We start from the raw sequence: 17268 nt of genomic DNA on the forward strand, positions 1-17268 counted from the left end.
TTCCCCCTACCTCTGCCTGCCGACGAGAACAGCCGCCACCTGGATATAGGCGTGCTCTTCGGTGGTCATGGTATCCTCGACCCACTCCAGGTAAGTATCGAACAACGTATCAATCCGTCTCTTTTCCTGCTCTTTGCGACTCTCCACAATGCTGGCCGCCTGTTTCAGGTCATCAAAGCGCAGTTCCAGTTGCTGGAATTGCCTTCCGCGCAGCCCTTCCAGCCTCTTTAACTGGTCGTTGAGCTTGGGGTTGATATGATCCTCAAAATCATTGCGCTGACCTGACATCCACCCTCTCGCCCGCTCCACGGCCTTGGGCAACAACTGCTTGAGGAGAAAATCGTCCATATAAACCATGGGATTGGGAATCAAGCGTTTGCCCAACCCTGTACGGCCCAAGAGGGTGTCGAGTTCTTCAATTTCACTGAAGTCCTTCCCCTGGAAGCCAACGCCAAACCAGCGATGAACAAGAGGGTGACCTTTGCGGTTGGGAATCAGGCCCGACATCAGGAAGACCGTTTCATCTCCACCCAGCCCTTGGTTCAACCAGATGACGGGGGCCTCATGACGCTTGAACGCCGCCAGCACCTGATCGTTGACCCACTGCATCATGGGGTTCTGCTCCCAGAGGTAGTGAATGGTGGGCCATGCGTTCTCATCCTTGCGGCTGCGCTTGATTTCCTGCTGGATGACGTCCCGATCCTGCGAGAGAGAAAACTGGCCGTTTTCAGGCCAAATCTCCCTGGGGAGAAAACGGAAACGCTGTTTCAGTTCCTTGGGGGCCGTGAACTCCACCATCTTGGCCTGAGCATCCATGCGCACCTGCAGGTCGCGGTTTTCGCCTAAATGGCTCAGGGCCGCTTCCAGGTAGGCATAGTCGTCGGCGAACAGGGCGGGCATTCTGGCCTTGTTGTCCGTGGCCATCTCGCCTGCAGGCGGAGGCGTGTTGCCCATGATCATGGAGAGCACGTCCCACTGCTCCTCTGGCTTACTTTGACGTTCGGCCTCGAACTGTTCGGGTGTCTTGCTCGCCTCCATGGCTTCGGCGGTCAGGCGCTCTTCCTCATTGATATCGTAAACACCCATAAAAGCTGCAGGATCGCCGATGTTCTTGGTGGCCTGCTCGTCCTTCTGGATCAGCAGTTCCAGAATACGCATATCCCCACGGATTTTGTCGTTCTGACTGTTGGTCGTCAGGTAAACGATGTGGGGCGTCTGTTCCTGGCCGTAACGGTCGATACGCCCGTTGCGCTGCTGGAACACCATCAACGACCACGGGATATCAAAGTGGATCATCCGATGGCACAGGTAGTGAAGGTTGATTCCCTCCGAGGCCACGTCCGAAGCGATGAGCAGACGGACAGGCTCCTCATCCTTGCCGAACGCCTCTACCACCTGCTGCTGCTCCACATCGGACATGGACCCGTGGAGAATCTCCACCTGCTTGTCCTTGAGTTTGAGATCCCGAGGCAGATGCTCTGCCAGAAACTTCAGCGTCTCGATACGCTCGGTGAAGAGCACGAGGCGGTCAGCGGTATTCTTGCCATCCCAGCCAAAATCCCTGCGGATGGCCTGAACCAGACGCTGGTATTTGGTGAAATGTTCAGGGGTGATCTGCCTCACCTCCTCGGCCAGAACCTTCAGAACCCCAATGTCCTCTTGCAAATCGGGGTTCTCCTGTTTCTCCAACTGGCGGATGCGATTGCCAATGGTCTGCATGCAAGCCATCGGACTGGAGAAGAGGGATTTCTCCAACGTTGTTTTGAAGAGTTCACCCGCACCCTTGCCGCGATCCAGTTTGGCGAAGCGGGTGGCGGTCAAAGTATCGAAGGCGGCTTCCTCGACAGGTGAGGCATCGCAGGGTGCGGTGGCAATCTTCCGTTCCTTGAATGCGCTGGCCACCTGGGACTGGATGTCCTTCTTGAACCGCCGAATGAACAGCCCTTGGATTTCGTCTTTTGTGTATTCACCCGGGTTGGCGATAGCCGTCGGATCGAGCATGTTCATCAGACTGGCGAAGCTCTCGGCGCTGCCATCATGGGGCGTGGCTGAGAGCATGATCAAAGTATCCGAACGGGTGGAGAGCAGTTTGGCCAAACGAGACCGCAGCGAAGCTCCCTTGCCGCGCTCGGCCACATTGTGGGCTTCATCAATAATGATGATGTCCCACCATGCGTTCTCCAGGTACGTGCGGTATTCGGCATCCTGTTTGAGGGTATCGATGGAGACGATGGATTTGTCAAAGTAGTGGAACGGGTTGTGGTTGGTTGGAATGCGGGAGCGGATGCGCTGGAGGCCAATGGAGTCCAGTCGTGTAAGCGGAATGGTAAAGCGGCTCCAGAACTCTTTCTGGAACTGCGTCAACATGCTCTTGACTGCCGCGACCAGAATGCGTTTGCCACGACCACGGCGAATCAGTTCTGAGACCAGGATGCCAGCCTCCAAAGTCTTGCCAAGACCGACAGAATCAGCAATGAGAATCCGCTGCCTGGGTTGTTGCAGAGCCTGGATGGCTGGGTCGAGTTGGTAGGGCACCGCATCCATAGCCGCACGATGGCCGGTATAAATACGCTCATCCGTTGGTGGGGTCTGACGGAGCAGGCTTTCCAGGTATAGCAACGACGACCGGTAGCCGCTGGACTCATCCTGAACCAGATTGGTCTTGGCAGGATCCAACACCTCAATTTTGTCGTCAATCTCGGTCAGGAAAATCGCTTCTTTGTCCCTCACCAGTTCGGAAATTCCGACCACCTTCAATGCCTGACCACCGGTGGAGGTGTTGTCCACCCGACGGATGAGCCATTCGGCGTCCCTGGCAAGGATGCGCGCCCCTGGGGCAAAAGAAGTTTTTGACCAATTCATCCCAGACATGTGACAGGCTCCATGTAATTGGAAGCGGAATTCCATACCCAGTAAGGCATTTTGACCAATAGGGTCATATCAGCATACTTCCTCACGAAGCATTGCCCTCCGAACGCGAGAAGACGGCGTATACCTCATCAGCATTGATCAAAACGATCTGCTGATGCTTGGGCTGACGAACGTCGGGGTCAATATCCAGCCCCATACGCTTGAGGAAGTAGAAGAGGAACCCGCGCCGCACCGGAATTACCAACTCACCATTCTCCATACCATAGTCCAACTCGATAGCGATGCGCTGAGTCTCAGTCAGTTTTGGGTGCGGCCCAATCCGCACATCAATGAACTCTTGCCACTCCACATCCTCGGTCGGATCCAGATCATGTTCCTTAGTCAGGCGAATGCTGACAATCCGCGCTAGCACAAAATCCTTGAACGCCTCACCACGATGACACCATGCTCGCACATGCCACCTGTAGCCATCAAAGGCCAACGCATGGGGCGTGATCCAACGCCACTCTGGCTCCGGCGCATTCATGGACTGATAACGCACCTGAACGGCCAACTTCTCCCGGATCGCTCCAACCACCTTTCGCAACCGCATGGGATCAATACCACGACGTGGTTGCGGCAGCACGTCATAGGAGGGGATGCTGTACAGCCAACACTCCTCCTCGGTCATAATTCCCGAGGAGAGCGAGAGCATGTTGGCCAGGTAGCGATCGGAATCCGGGTTCAGGAATTTGGGCTTGAAATCCTTGTCGGGGTAGTAGCACTTCGCTCGGATGTCGTAGTGGATATTTTCCGGTGCGACCTCCTGGTACTTGCCCAGGTCAGCCGATGCCTGCGGCACCGAGACGCCGAACTTCTCAATCAGATCTCTCCGATTGATCCGCCCCTCCCAGAAGAGCCGGAATTCAATGAACTCCATTCTGCGCTCTACACCCCAGCGCAACTCTTTCCCGGATTTCGCTTTTTTCTCTTCTGACATCTCTGTCACCAATAAACCGTAAAGAAACTGTATTGACCAAACGATCAGAAATGGTATAGTTTATAATCTATCACATCGAAGTTAGACCGTCAATGGTACTCAATCGATTATAGTGACTAAGAGGGGCGAAGTCATGATTGAAAAGCGTTTAGGTGCGTGGATCCAAACATTCACTGGCAAGCAGTTCTGGCCCATGGACGCCCGCTCGGAAGAGGTAGATATTGGCTTTCTTATTGGTGCGATGGTGGTGGTGTGGTTTCTTAACGCCACCCTCATTCACCCCATAGCGACATTTATATTCGGCGTGCAGACGAGCACGTATCCATTGGCTTTTATCCTTTTTTGATAGCAGGCTCCCTTGGGAGCTGCACTCAGTGACAGGTGTCAGACCATGAATGCTAGAGAAGAGATCGTTCCAGCTTATGGCAACCACATCCTATTGGGAGCTGAATTTTCAGGAGGCTTTCTTGAAGGGGGGAAATTGGAATTCCTCCCAGGTCTTAACTGCGTCATTGGAGGACGCGGAACAGGCAAGACCACCATTTTGGAGTTTATTCGTTACACCCTGGGCTTGATGCCTGAGCTGCAGCGCAACAGTCGCTCTCGCGCTCACTCCGTTGTACAGAACAATCTGGCCAATGGCAGAGTTAAGCTTGGAATTCAAACAGCCCATGGTATGCGTTACACCGCTGACCGCCCATGGAATGATGAGTGCCAGGTTCTCAACGAGAGAGGAGAGATCACCACCATCTCTCTGGATCGGGACCGCATCTTCAAAGCCGATATCTACAGCCAGAATGAGATTGAGCAGATCGCTACAGATACTGGCTTTCAACTGAAGCTGATCGATCAGTTTGAAGAGGAGAGTATTCGGCGCATCAACGGCGATATCAGCAAGCTGATGCGTGATATCAACCATAGCGCAGGTGAACTGCTCCAGATCAACCGCCAGATACAGGATCTGGCTGAAACCGCATCAGAGCTCACTGCTATTGAAGAGAAGCTGAAGGGCTTTGAACAGCTCTCAGATGGGCCTGACGCTGAGGCTATCAATGCCGCCCATGCCCATAAGGCACTGCGGGATCGGGAATCCAAATCGCTCAATGCACTCCAAACCGAAATCGATGCCTTCTCCTCCCGCTATCAGAAGGGAATGAGTGCACTGATGCAAAAACTCAATGCGCATTTTAATCCGGAATACCTGGAAGGGCCCAACGAGGCGGTTTTTGAAGCAGCCTCAAGCCATGTGCAGTATATGCTCGATGAGATGATTAAAAACCTCCCCATCATTGAGGAGCTCTGCCAAATCGCGGGCACCGAGCTTTCTCAGCTTGATGAGGAGCTAAAGCTTCGCCATGGAAAGCAGGAGCAGGAATACCGGGATATGGTAGAGCGATCCCAAGAGGAGCAAGGGCGTGCTGCTGAGCGCAACCAGATCCAAAAGCGCCACCTTGAAGTGACAGAGGCCAGACGCCAGTTTGAGGATCTCAAAAAGCAGCATGCCGAGCTGTCAGCAACACACCGCACTATGACGTCGAAACTCTCAGATCTGCGCGACGAGCGGTTTTTGATACGTCGAAAGGTGGCGGATCAACTGACCAAACAGCTTGACCCCATGATACGGGTCACCATCACCCAGTCTGGCAATCGACAGGCGTTCGCGGACCTCCTCTCCGAAGGGCTCAAAGGCTCGGGGCTGCGATACGCATCCATTGTGGACAAGGTGGTTCAAAACCTGTCCCCTGAAGAGGTCAGCACCATCATCCACCGACGGGATGTAAAGAGGCTATCAGATGTAGCAGGTCTGGATGAGATCCGCTCCGCCCGTGTGATCGACCTGCTTTCTGATAATGGCTTTGCCAATCGGCTTGAAGTAGTGGAGTTGGATGATTTGCCACGAATTGAACTGCAGGATGGGGAAAAGTACAAAGATGCCACCGCGCTTTCAACTGGCCAGCGCTGCACCACGATCTTGCCGATTTTGCTGCTAGAGAGCGATCGCCCCCTACTGATTGATCAGCCAGAGGACAATCTGGATAACGCCTTTATCTTCGATACCATCGTCAAATCCATCAAAAAAGCCAAAGCTACGCGCCAGCTTATCTTTGTGACTCATAACCCCAACATACCGGTTCTGGGAGAGGCGGAGCGGGTCTTTGTACTCTCATCAGATGGTAAGCGGGGACGCATCCAATGCGCTGGTAGCGTTGATGAGGTAAAGGGTGAGATTGAGACACTGCTTGAAGGTGGCCGCGAGGCGTTCCTGCAGCGCAAGGAAAGGTACGGTCACTGATCATGATGGATACCATTAAACCGGAGACAGGCTTGGATGGGCTTCTACAAGCATTTTGCTCCTCCAATTGGCCCACCGTAAGGGATGCTGTGGATCAAGGGGGCGGTCTACTCCGCTACGCCACCATGGAGCCATTCGTACACGCCAGGCTGGGCGAGCAGATGTTTAGTTTAGCCCGACATGAGAAGTGGGAGGTCCGCAAAGCCCTAGCCCATGCCATCCTCTTTCTGCGCCATGAGACCTTTGACAGGATCATTGCTGTATTGGAGGAGGATGACAATGCCTGGGTGAAGAGCGCTGCGAAACGGACCATGGATCGGCGCCAGGAGATCTCCAAAACCGACCTGCTCAAGGATGAGCATGGGGATCTTATGCTGGAGTGGCTTTCAGATCTTGAGGAAAAGCATGGTGCCCATGCTCGGGGAGCCGCCAAACGGGTCGCGGAAAAGCTCCAGAACCAGTTTGTGAGGGAGTTCAACCACGAAATGGTCAAAGTCATCTCGCCCATGGATGTGAGCCTTACCTTGTTGAAAACAGCACTGGAGCAGAAGCGGCTCAACCGGGCATTGATCCAAAAGCATACGACAATGGCCAAAGAGCGCCTTGAGTTCATGATGGCCATCTTGAACTCCTTTCGAACCCTTACCCAGACGACTGAGCTGGAGTTTCAAAATGAGAACCTGATCTCAGTCGTTGATGAGGCGATTCATCTGATAAGGGACCGCAAGCCTGAAAACAGTGCGCTTCACGTTGAGCTCTCTGTCCCTAAATGCATCATGCTGGATATCAATCGTTATCTACTTCTGCAGGCGCTATCCAATATCCTTCAGAACAGCATTGATGCATGCATTGCTTGTGACCGCGCACCGGCCATCAAGGTCCATGCTACTGTGGTGAACAGGTCGAAGGTGATGCTCTCCATTACCGACCAAGGGACAGGTATGTCAGAGCAGGATGTCAGGAGCGCCTTTCAGCTGTTTGCCACTACCAAGCCGGATGGCACAGGCTTCGGCTTGACCATCGCCAAGAAGATCATCGAATCCGATCATGCAGGTTTGATTCAGCTCTCTAGCCAAAAAGGGAAAGGCACCACGGTAACCATCTCTCTGCCAGTTAAACAGGAGGATCTGAAATGGTGAGCAACAGAGCGAAAAACAAGCATGTGGCGCTGATTGTTGAGGATGACCTGAATCTGGCAGAGGCGTTGGGTGACCTCCTCAAATCCCTTGGCCATGACTTCATCCATGCGGAGACCCAGGAAGAGGGGCTGCGATTGATGGAGGAAGGACAGTTCTGCTTCGCCATCCTTGACCTTCAGATCAAAGTGGATGCCGATGCCATCTACCCTATGGTTGAGGCGGGCGCTCAGCTTCAGCGCCAGATTCGAGATCGCTATCCCAACCGGAACGATAATGATCAGCACCATCTCCAGATCCTGGCTATGAGTGGTCACGCCAAGGAGATGTTCAACGTGATTGGAATGCTGCAAAACGGGGCGGATGACTTCATTCTCAAACCGCTTGGAGAAAACAATCCACCACTTCACGTCAAGATCCAGGAGTGCCTGCAGAAAAGTGGCAGGGAAAACCATGCGGATTGTGCTCACATCATGGAGCTGGCCAGAGGCAAGCCAAGCCGGAGTAATTCCCGGCCTGTCGCACCCAAGCGAAAAACAGAACGCTCTGATATCAGCCTAACGATCCCTGGCCAAATCGAGGGCAAACGGACAGAGGTCGCTATTAACGGTGTTTCACAGCACTTGCCTGATGCCCAGCTCCTTTTACTCATGCGCATGGTGGCTGGTAGAGCACAGGATGACTCAGGCTGGGTTCACAAGCAGGATCTGGGCTCCAGAGATGCCGATGGCTTTAAGGGGATGTCCAACCTCAACAGCTCTCTGAAGCCGCTGCTCCCTGGTGGAATGTCCTTTTATGAGAACGACAAGATGGGCAGTTATCGGATCAAGCCCGAGATTATCATTGGTGAGATTGACCATACCCAGCTTGCTTTGCATAGTCAGCGGGAGATCCGGCAGCTATCAGCTATAATTCAGAAGATGAGGTTGGCGGCATAATATTTTGTCTTTTTGAATCAAATCAGAAGCCTCACTGTGGAGATGAATAATGAACACAAGCGATATAACTTTATCAACAATGATAGTCATGGGGATCTTATACACGGCCATCCTGCCATATCTTCTGCTTTTTCTTGTTGTGCGTGAGATTTTCCGATATGCGACAAAATGATCTCTACGATTTTTTAGAAAGAATCTGTCCCCCAATCTGGTTGCAGTTGAATGACTAAGCCACGTTTGATTTTTTCCCTGGGAAAATCTCATAGCTGTGTCACCAGCTTAGAACACCCCATAAGAGCCAAGAAGGAAGGCATACAGCAATGGATAGAAATAAACCATTGAAAATTATCCTAAGCAGCATAGCGCTGATTCTTTTTATGGGTGGCCCTTGGATCAATGAAGCCTTTCCTTTTTGGGGTAACTTACTCAAAGGATCGCAAGTTGCCTCAGAAACAGTTCGATTAGGTTATGTCAAAGGGGCATTATCTGAAGATCAGATTATCCATTTAACTGAGATGATTCAAAAAGCTGGAGATATCGCTAGTGTGCGTAGAAATGTAGGCCGGATGAATCTTCCACAAAAAGCAGTGCTGGATACGTTTATTCGAATTGCTGTTAGACAAGGGAAAATCCCTCGGAAGGAGGCAGAAACTCTCTTGAGAAATTTGGGGGACGTGCCAGGCTTTCGAAGTACTCTTGCCAAAACACTAGGGGTCAGCGCTGCCAAAACCAAGGGGCATCTCAACGAGATAAGGATTGCGAGTGCTGCGGTTGACAATGGTTTCAATGTAGTTCGGATTGGCGGTCGTTTTGATGACGGGATTAAAGGGGGGGCAACTGATATCGATATCCTTCTTTCCAGGGGCGATAAGCTTATTCCCATTGAAGCTAAAGCATACGATGACATAGTTTTTTCCAGTTTAGCTACCATCCGTGGCGATATGAACTCACTGGTGGCTTTCAGAGGATCATCTGACTTCCCTGGGGCTATTCATCCCATTTTTAGTTTTACGAATAGACCCTCGAATTCTAATGTACTCAGGGCAATTGATAAGGAAACTAAAAAACGTGGTATCCATGTCATCTACGGCTCTGCCCAAGAGCAAACAATGCAGTTGCAGCATCTAATGGATATCCTGTGATCGTGCACATAGAGGGCAACGGTTGAATTGAGATGTTTTTGAATAAAAGAGGTGAATTGTGAAGGTGATAACAAGATCATTTTCAGTGGTAGCATTGTTTGCGACGCTACTCATTCCAGCTGTTACATTTTCAGCTGAAGTTGGCACGTTCAAGCACTTTTATACCGATCCAAATTTAATTGGCTGGATCGTTGCTGGAGTGTTGGCGGTAATAGCCGGTCTCGTAATTTATTTTACCGGAGGCACAGCCTCTCCAATTGTTTTATCCATTGGAACAAGCATCGGAAATATGGCAGGGTTATCAGGCATTGCAGCAACCAATTATGGGCTAGCCTTGCTTGGTGGTGGAGCCATTGCTTCTGGCGGTTTGGGGATGGCTGGAGGAGTAGCACTTCTGACGGCTGCTTTAACCTTCAGTACTGAGGTTGTGATAGACTTTACTCTCTCTCAAGTTTTTGAATCTTACAGTTACAGTAGGCTTGTTGAGCAAAGCCAGCATTTGCCAACATTACCACCTCCCAGACGAAGTAAAGGCCCGGACTCTTACCAAAAAGCAATGAAAGCTCTGAAGCATTTTGACGAGGAAAATCCTATATTTGGTGAACAAAATCAGGCTGTTTTTCATGATGCCATAATAAAAGTGAGGGAAAACATTGAGGGGTTAGAGGGAAAAGAAGCAGTGCAGGTGCGTACATTGTTGGCCTACCTTTATTTTGTTACCCATCAATATCACGAGGCTGCTGAATACGCCGATCACGCCATCAAGTATGCAAACACGCTTCAGATGAATGGGACGTTACCTGCCTTTTTGTTTGCAACTGCATCACTCTACCAAGAGTCAGTGGATTTCTTAGATATCAATGAAAACTACTTTAAGCACTCAATTTTGTCGGAGCCAGATAATGATCTAATACCGCTTCTTTTTTCAGTATATTTATCCCACGTCGGCCTAAGGTATAGAGGTGAGACCGCCGTTTTTTTTGAACAAATAATGAAAATAGCGCAACTACCCGCTCTTGAAGAATACAGCGATCAGACATTTTTCATTGTTCTGGTTAACTACGTAAAAAGTTTGAAACTTGAACAACAGAGAATTTCTTCTTTAGCCTTGTCGCAAAACACGACCATTCGTTCTGATGTAACAACATTGGGTAGAGTTCAGAAGGCGTTAATTGAGTACAGGAGGCTGATAGATGGGGCGCAGGCCATTTTAGTTGTTCTTTCAAGCTTGGAAGAGCTAGATTCTGAAATTGAAGAACAAATTGAAGAGATGAAGACTTTGATAGCCAATTATCATAATGATACCAAGCGATTAGTTGAAGACGTCGCTGCATTAAAAGCTCACCAGGAGGGGACTTTACAGCAGGAGCATAAAACCACTCGCTTGTTTCTACTTTTACTTCTGCTAACAATCATTGGTGTAGTTTCCTTCCGAATTTTCTTTATGAACAGAAAACTGAAGAACACCCCATAAAAACAAACACCAAGGCAAGATTCTGCTCTCCAACACAGCAAATATTTTTTGAAAATGATTTTGAACCATTGGGTAAGGTCTTGCTGGGCATCTGGCAAGACCTTTTTTGCGTCTTGCTGAGGTCATGCCGGACCAGCCAGACGTCATGCATGAACACCATGACGTCATGCCAGACTAGCCGGACGTCATGCCGGACCGACCGGACGTCATGCATGAACACCATGACGTCATGCTGTTCATGTCTCCGCCATGCCTCCGCCGTGGCATGAACAAACACCGGACCACTACCCTGAACACGTCAAATCAACGTGAGAGGGTACCGTGTCCAGCAAACCGCACCAGATCATCGGCAACAGCACCGCTCTGAAAGCGACCTTGGCAAAAGCCAAGAAGGTCGCCAAGACGGTGCTGCCCGTGCTGATCACCGGTGAGAGCGGTACTGGCAAGGAGCTGTTTGCCCAATTCATCCATGACCAGAGCCGCCGAGCCCAGAAACCGTTCGTCGCCGTCAATTGCGCCGCCATACCTGCGGAATTGCTGGAAGCGGAGCTGTTTGGGTACAAGAAAGGCGCGTTCAGTGGGGCAACCAGCGACAAAGACGGCCTGTTTGTCCAGGCCAGCACCGGAACCCTGTTTCTGGATGAAATCGGGGACATGCCACTGCCACTCCAGGCAAAGATCCTTCGGGTGTTGCAGGAAGGAGAAGTCCGGCCCGTCGGCGCAAAGGCCGTGCAGAAGGTGGATGTTCGGATCCTTTCCGCCACGCACCGCGATCTTGCCGAGATGGCGGAAGAAAGAAAATTCCGGGAGGATTTGATCTTCCGACTCAAGGGATATGCGATCCAGTTGCCCGCACTCAGAGAGCGTGGGCATGACATCGTCAAGCTGGCCCGGGCGTTCCTGAAATCCCGAGAGGATTTCACCGGGACCGGTTTGAGCCGGGATGCCCAGACGCTCCTGATGGCCTATCATTGGCCGGGCAATGTGCGGGAGCTGCAGAACATCATCCTGGCCGCAGCGGTGGATGCCCGTAGGAATATTTTTGCAGAGCACCTGGTTGGCCACCTTCCGGACACCGTTGGCGTTGAAGACCCGAACAAGTCAGTGAAGGAGCGGATCACATCGGCGCTCCAGCAAGCCGGCAGTTTGGCCCTGGTCGACCTGCAGAGCAGGCTGAAGATTCCCAAGCCCACAATTCACCGACACCTGAGCCGCATGGTGGCTGAGGGAGATGTGTCGCGATCTGTTGTCTCTGGCCAGACGATCTTCGCCTTGGCAGCACCCGACTCAGAAGATGAGATGCCGCAGCTCACCCAGCGCCAGGAGCAGGCCGTTGCTCTCACGCGAGCGCTTGGCCGAATCACCCGACAGGAGTTGGCAACTGAGCTGGGAATCTCCATCCGAACGGCGAGTCGTGAATTGTCGGCATTAGTGACCATGGGTGCTCTGGGCCCTGACGGTCAGTCCGGTCGCATGGCCGGCTACCGCTGCTTATTTTAGGAAACAACCGAATCCTAAAATAACGGGAATCGCTATTTTAACCTCACTCAGCTTGCTGTCACAGATTGTCTGTAAATGTTACGATTTGCCCACGTTTTGGAACATTCCGCAAGTATGAGAGGTGTCTCATTGTCCCTTGGGATTTTTATCCTGATAGTGAATTAGGACGGATGGCAGGATACCTCATCGCCCACTAGCAGCATCTCGGATATCCAGCAAACGACTCATCAGCCAAATCCAAACATCTCACTTGGATAACTGCTGAATGCGTCGAGATAATTCTTGGCTTGGGATGTGGCACCGCGGGTCGTTCTTCATTGCTTCGAGCGCCACCAAAATATCCTCAGCTGGGACAACCCCCTCAGCAAGCAGATGGTCCATGAGCCACAACGTCCCATGAACTTCAATGCCTTCAGTTTCTGCAAATGTCCGCATTGGCTTGTCGCCGGTGAGAAGGGTGTATTTTTTCCCAGACGCGAGGGCAAGAGCAAAACAATCCACCAGGCTCAACCGACTGCGGCGGGATTGATACGACAGCGCGGTTGTGACGCCAATTGGGTCAAGCGCTTCAATCCCCAGACCGAATTGAAGCAGGTCATCCCTGCTGTATTGTCCCAGGTCGATCAGCTCTTCCTCGAAGAGCAAGTCAGGCACAACAAAATCAAAAGGTAAGCGGAACATCTCCTCAAGGAGACCTCGCTTGGAAAACTCAATAAGTACCGAGCTGTCACTGACAAGGATTCGCACCATCCATTACTCCGCCGGACCGGCCATAATACGATCAATCTCGCTTACCGGGAGGCCGAGCAACTCTGCAGCTTTTGATTGGGAAATTGCGTCTTCTGCCAGAGCTCGAAGACACAAGCGGCGAAACCGGCGGGTTGGCTCGTCACGCTCTAATGGGGCTGGCTCCTCTTTTCTCCATTTCCGCCCCATTCCGGTGAAGATCCTTTTCAGTTTCGCATCGGTGATGATTCCCAAGTCACGAAAACGAACAACCAGGGCAGCTGCGCTTACACCAAACATCTGTTTGATTTCTATAAGTTCCGTATAGCCGAACGCATGACGTGGTCGCCCCACTTCGTCAAACAGTTCTTCTTTTGGCGCAAGAAACGCACTGGCAAAACGATGGCACGCCTTCTCCTCGTCAATTTCACCATTAACCTCGAGCAGCATATGCCCTAGCTCGTGGGCTAAGGTAAAGCGTTGCCGCTCTATGGACTTGTTGGTGGAGCAAACTACAACGGGAACACCATCTCTTCCGGAACCTGGTCGGCGTACATGACAGGTCACACCATCAACCCGTAAAGGAAAGTCCAGCTTGAGAACTTTGATTCCCCGTTCTTCCAGAAGCTCGGTCATGTCGGGGATGGGGTTTCCGCCAAGATTCCATGCTATGCGAACAGCTTCTGCTGCGTCTTCTGCTTCATTGAGGGACTTAACTTGGAATGGCGCTCCTTCAGGCTCTTCCCATTTTGCACTGGAAATATCGAGCAGCTCTTCGATCTGAAGATAACGATCCACATGATCGAGCACAGCCCCCTCAACCATGGCACGCTCACGAGCTTTAGTTGAGGCGAGTTTTCGGAACTCCACTTTTTCCAGAGAAATGTCGGACGGGCTTAGGAGGTAGCTCACCGAGACTCCGAGGGCTTTTGAAAGGGCGATGGAGACAGTTGAGCTGGGCATCATTTCGCCACGCTCGTATTTGCCAATAGCCTGAGCGGAGACGGTTCCATCAATACGAGATGCTAAATCGCGAAGGGACAGCCCCTCACGCTTTCTAGCGAGTTTTAAGCGTTCACTGAACATGGCGACCTCCCTTTTGGTTTACATTTTAGAGGTGAGTGTGCGATCTTGTAAACCAAAATAGCATTTATCCCCTTGCGCAGGCTACCTGCCACTGCCAATGACATTTTGCTCAACAAGGCTCGCCGGGTAGCAGGACGACTCACTTGCCAACCATCTTCACAGCGCGAAATGGCGAGTCGTCGCTTGCGTGGATGAATAGATGACCTCCCAGGCCTTCTGCCGTCAACTTAGCCCACCCCCGACCGCAAGCCTCATCACTGTCATTTTGTCCCTGCCATGAGAACTCAATGATGGGCTCACCATCAAGCGCACCCCTCCGACAATCCAGCCAGCCCTGCACGGCACCAAACTGGAAGCTTCCCATATCTTCCTTGTCGAAGGTGATGTGAGCGGGGGCGACCAAGTCCAGATAATCTTCCCCCCATTCATCCATATGAACGATCCGCCACTTACCCATAAAGGGGTTCTTTGCCATCACACACCTCGCTGAAAAATCAAATAATGAAAACGGGCAGCCGATCAGGCAGCCTCCCGGTAGTAGGATCGGATAATCCCTCCAAGATCCTCCCGGCACCGGACATCACCCGTTTGAGTCGGCTTGAAATTCACCTGTAGCACGTTGTTGCCGATATCAACACCCTGGTGAGGACGATCGGTGTTGTGATGATACACCCATCGGCGGCAGATGTAGTCCAGCTGTCGGCGGCTGACACAGATAAAGAACTCCAGACACTCCCGCTTGAAGCTGGCTATCCAGGACTCCGCGAATGCGTTCGCCTGGGGTGATTTTGGCGGGATTTGGATCACCCGAGCTCCCTCGGATTGCCATACCTCATTGAAGGAGGCAGTGAACTTGGTGTCGGCGTCACGGATCAGGAATTCGGGGCTGATGCCCTCGTCATCGCACCACATCAGCATGTTCCGGGCCTGCTGCGTCACCCAGGCGCTGTCCGGCGAATAGGATGGCGAACTGCAGAACACCCGGCGGCTTTCCAGGTGGATGAAAAATAGCACATATGCGGTCTTCACACCGGTCAGGGTGAAGATGTCGTCGGGTAGAGACATGGGGTTACCCCCACATCCCCCCCTAAGAACCGTGCGTGCGACTTTCACCGCACACGGCTCAAGCCTTCAAAAGGCACCTTGCGGCACCCAGCCCGAGCCAGGGGTGGATTTGGCTACCCGTTTCACAAGGTAATCCTTCCAGGCTGGATCATAGGGATTGAGATCCTGTCTGACCTTGATGTGACGAATGATGCCGAGTGATGTTGCTTTGAAGAGCAACACTCTCACGCCAGCATAGGTCTCCCCGAAGAATGCCCAGTTATTTCCCCCTTCCGTGGTGAAATATTTTGAGCGGACCCACTTTTTCGATTTCTTGGGATGTCTTCGGACTGCCCAGGCCCAGATAGCTTGCCATATTGCATGGTCAACGCGGGCAAAAACCCTTCCACTCACTACATGCCGGTGATAATTCGCCCACCCCCTGATGATTGGATTCAGAAGGAGAATCAATCCACCGGCTGTAGAGCTTTTGTGACTTTTGATGATTTCCCTGACCTTTTCCAAGAGATTCGAAATGCTTGTGCTGGTTCAGCGGAAACATGACAATCGCCAAATCCAAAATATCAGTTAGCAGACCGGCTTTTCAGCCATTTTTTAGGATGGCTGAAAAGCCTGCCGTCTTCGCCTGATTTTACGCTCTTCTCTGGCCGTTTCCAGCTTTTGTTCGCGTGCAGCCAGGATCTCATCATGACGCCCTTCTAGGCGGTCCTTTGGAGTGATATAGCCGGTGGCGCTATGCAACCGGTATGTGTTGTAGTGCTCAACGTATCCTTCCACAACCCGCTGTGCATCTTCCAGAGAAAGGGGCGTCTGGGGACGGATACACTCGCGTTTCAGGGTACCGTGAAACCGCTCCAGTTTGCCATTGCTCTGCGGATAATAAGGGGAAGTCCGCACATGCGTCATGCCGCTTTCCCGGATAAAGGTCTTGAAATCCTTAGCCACAAACTGAGGGCCATTATCCGAGATCACACGCGGCTTGGCTTCTGGGTAGGCTTCCTTGGCCCTAAGCAGGATAACCTCAACCTCATCCTCCTTCATCGATTCCCGGATCTCCCAGTGAAGGATAAAGCGGCTGCACCCATCCAACACACTGCATAGGTAGTAAAACGTCCCCTGAATGTTCAAGTAGGAGATGTCGATATGCCAGTGTTTGTGTGGCTCCAGCGGCTGCTTGAACCCCGTTCCTTTCTGAGAAGGGGGCGGACTCCACTTCCGCATCAACCCGGCCGCTCTGAGAACACGTAGGACAGAGGCAGGGCTGACTGCCACAACATCTGCATCCAACATCATGTAGGTCAAACGTCGGTAGCCTTCATCCGGATGCTCATGGAAAAAGTTAACGGTCGCCTCTCGTTCCCACTCTTCCAGCCAAAAATCACGGGGAATACGGCCATTGTGCTCATTGGCCATCCCATATCGTTTACGCCATGAATAGAACTTGCCACGCTGGATCCCTATCCAGCCAACGATACGTTTTGTGTCTATCTCCCCTTTTTCAGACCAAAGCGTAACGAAATCAACGACTGAATCGCGTACGTCCGGCTCTACCCAACGGCCATTCAGGTCACCCCATGACTTTTTTTTAAAGCCACAAGCTCTTCAAGAAGCTCAGAAATGACCTCGTTCTTGCTGGCCAGTTTGGCTTCCAACTCGGCAACCTGACGGTCACGAGCTTTTTGGCCTCGCTTATCAGCCAAAGCTGCTTCACCATTCTCAAACAGCGCTTTCTGCCACCCATAGTACTGACTGGGTTGAATACCAACCTCATCGCATATGTCCGACAAAACCACCTTTTCAACCAGGTGCCTCCGGACATAGCTGACTTTCTGCGCTGCTGTGTATCGCCGTTTTTTCTGTCTCATCTCAACCTCCGTTCATTATCTATATATCATGAACGGCGATTATGTCACCTTCCATCTGGACCTAAACAGGCTCTGCTACCTGTTTGCCCAAGCTCGCGGCCAAGTGACGGGGAAAAAGTCGAATTTCTGATTTTAGGGAAGGAACGGTCCAATAGTTCGCGTGGCAACAGGGCAGGGGATCGTTCAAGCAACG

16 protein-coding genes are annotated in these 17268 nt (G+C 51.8%); 7 read left to right on the forward strand and 9 right to left on the reverse strand.

Annotation, left to right across the window (positions count from 1 at the left end):
- Positions 1-6: 6 nt before the first annotated feature.
- Both MMC1_RS06930 and MMC1_RS06935 read right to left on the reverse strand, forming a co-directional pair.
- Positions 7-2871 carry a helicase-related protein gene (locus MMC1_RS06930; protein WP_011713020.1) on the reverse strand — a complete coding sequence of 955 codons (2865 nt, stop codon included), beginning with the start codon at positions 2869-2871 and terminating at the stop codon, positions 7-9.
- Between the two features lie 82 nt (positions 2872-2953).
- Entirely contained in the window at positions 2954-3850 is an 897-nt protein-coding gene (locus MMC1_RS06935; protein ID WP_011713021.1) for a helix-turn-helix transcriptional regulator, read from the reverse strand.
- A 133-nt stretch (positions 3851-3983) separates the two neighbouring features.
- Between MMC1_RS06935 and MMC1_RS06940 the strand changes: the two genes are divergently transcribed.
- The 7 genes from MMC1_RS06940 (at position 3984) to MMC1_RS06970 (ending at position 12333) form a co-directional block, all read left to right on the forward strand.
- Entirely contained in the window at positions 3984-4196 is a 213-nt protein-coding gene (locus MMC1_RS06940) for a hypothetical protein (RefSeq protein WP_011713022.1), read from the forward strand.
- Positions 4197-4241: 45 nt separating this feature from the next.
- Positions 4242-6143 carry an AAA family ATPase gene (locus MMC1_RS06945; RefSeq protein WP_011713023.1) on the forward strand — a complete coding sequence of 634 codons (1902 nt, stop codon included), beginning with the start codon at positions 4242-4244 and terminating at the stop codon, positions 6141-6143.
- Between the two features lie 2 nt (positions 6144-6145).
- On the forward strand, positions 6146-7282 hold the full coding sequence (locus MMC1_RS06950) for a sensor histidine kinase (protein WP_011713024.1): 1137 nt from the start codon (positions 6146-6148) through the stop codon (positions 7280-7282).
- Positions 7276-8217, forward strand: a complete 942-nt coding sequence (locus MMC1_RS06955) for a response regulator transcription factor (RefSeq protein WP_011713025.1) — start codon at positions 7276-7278, stop codon at positions 8215-8217. The genes MMC1_RS06950 and MMC1_RS06955 overlap by 7 nt, the downstream gene beginning before the upstream one ends.
- A gap of 320 nt (positions 8218-8537) precedes the next feature.
- A complete protein-coding gene (locus MMC1_RS06960; protein WP_011713026.1) occupies positions 8538-9359 on the forward strand; it encodes a hypothetical protein in 822 nt (273 codons plus the stop codon).
- A gap of 58 nt (positions 9360-9417) precedes the next feature.
- Positions 9418-10833, forward strand: coding sequence for a hypothetical protein (locus tag MMC1_RS06965; RefSeq protein WP_011713027.1), 1416 nt, complete (start codon positions 9418-9420; stop codon positions 10831-10833).
- A 321-nt stretch (positions 10834-11154) separates the two neighbouring features.
- The gene (locus tag MMC1_RS06970) at positions 11155-12333 is read left to right on the forward strand and encodes a sigma 54-interacting transcriptional regulator (RefSeq protein WP_011713028.1); all 1179 of its coding nucleotides are present in this window, start codon (positions 11155-11157) and stop codon (positions 12331-12333) included.
- Between the two features lie 246 nt (positions 12334-12579).
- On the opposite strand, the gene MMC1_RS06975 is transcribed toward MMC1_RS06970, so the two are convergent.
- From MMC1_RS06975 to MMC1_RS07005, 7 genes are all read right to left on the reverse strand, one after another.
- Entirely contained in the window at positions 12580-13083 is a 504-nt protein-coding gene (locus tag MMC1_RS06975) for a PIN domain-containing protein (RefSeq protein ID WP_011713029.1), read from the reverse strand.
- Positions 13084-13086: 3 nt separating this feature from the next.
- Positions 13087-14145, reverse strand: coding sequence for a helix-turn-helix domain-containing protein (locus MMC1_RS06980; protein ID WP_011713030.1), 1059 nt, complete (start codon positions 14143-14145; stop codon positions 13087-13089).
- Between the two features lie 139 nt (positions 14146-14284).
- Positions 14285-14620: a hypothetical protein gene (locus MMC1_RS06985; protein WP_011713031.1), complete on the reverse strand. Its 336-nt coding sequence runs from the start codon at positions 14618-14620 to the stop codon at positions 14285-14287.
- A gap of 44 nt (positions 14621-14664) precedes the next feature.
- On the reverse strand, positions 14665-15210 hold the full coding sequence (locus MMC1_RS06990) for an integrase core domain-containing protein (RefSeq protein WP_011714295.1): 546 nt from the start codon (positions 15208-15210) through the stop codon (positions 14665-14667).
- A 66-nt stretch (positions 15211-15276) separates the two neighbouring features.
- The gene (locus MMC1_RS06995; protein WP_011713033.1) at positions 15277-15714 is read right to left on the reverse strand and encodes a group II intron maturase-specific domain-containing protein; all 438 of its coding nucleotides are present in this window, start codon (positions 15712-15714) and stop codon (positions 15277-15279) included.
- Positions 15715-15804: 90 nt separating this feature from the next.
- Complete coding sequence (locus MMC1_RS07000; RefSeq protein WP_227665319.1) at positions 15805-16776, reverse strand: IS3 family transposase; 972 nt, start codon at positions 16774-16776, stop codon at positions 15805-15807.
- A complete protein-coding gene (locus MMC1_RS07005; protein ID WP_011713035.1) occupies positions 16773-17075 on the reverse strand; it encodes a transposase in 303 nt (100 codons plus the stop codon). The genes MMC1_RS07000 and MMC1_RS07005 overlap by 4 nt, the downstream gene beginning before the upstream one ends.
- Between the last annotated feature and the right edge of the window lie 193 nt (positions 17076-17268).

It is taken from the genome of Magnetococcus marinus MC-1 (assembly GCF_000014865.1).
Taxonomy (GTDB): Bacteria; Pseudomonadota; Magnetococcia; order Magnetococcales; family Magnetococcaceae; genus Magnetococcus; species Magnetococcus marinus.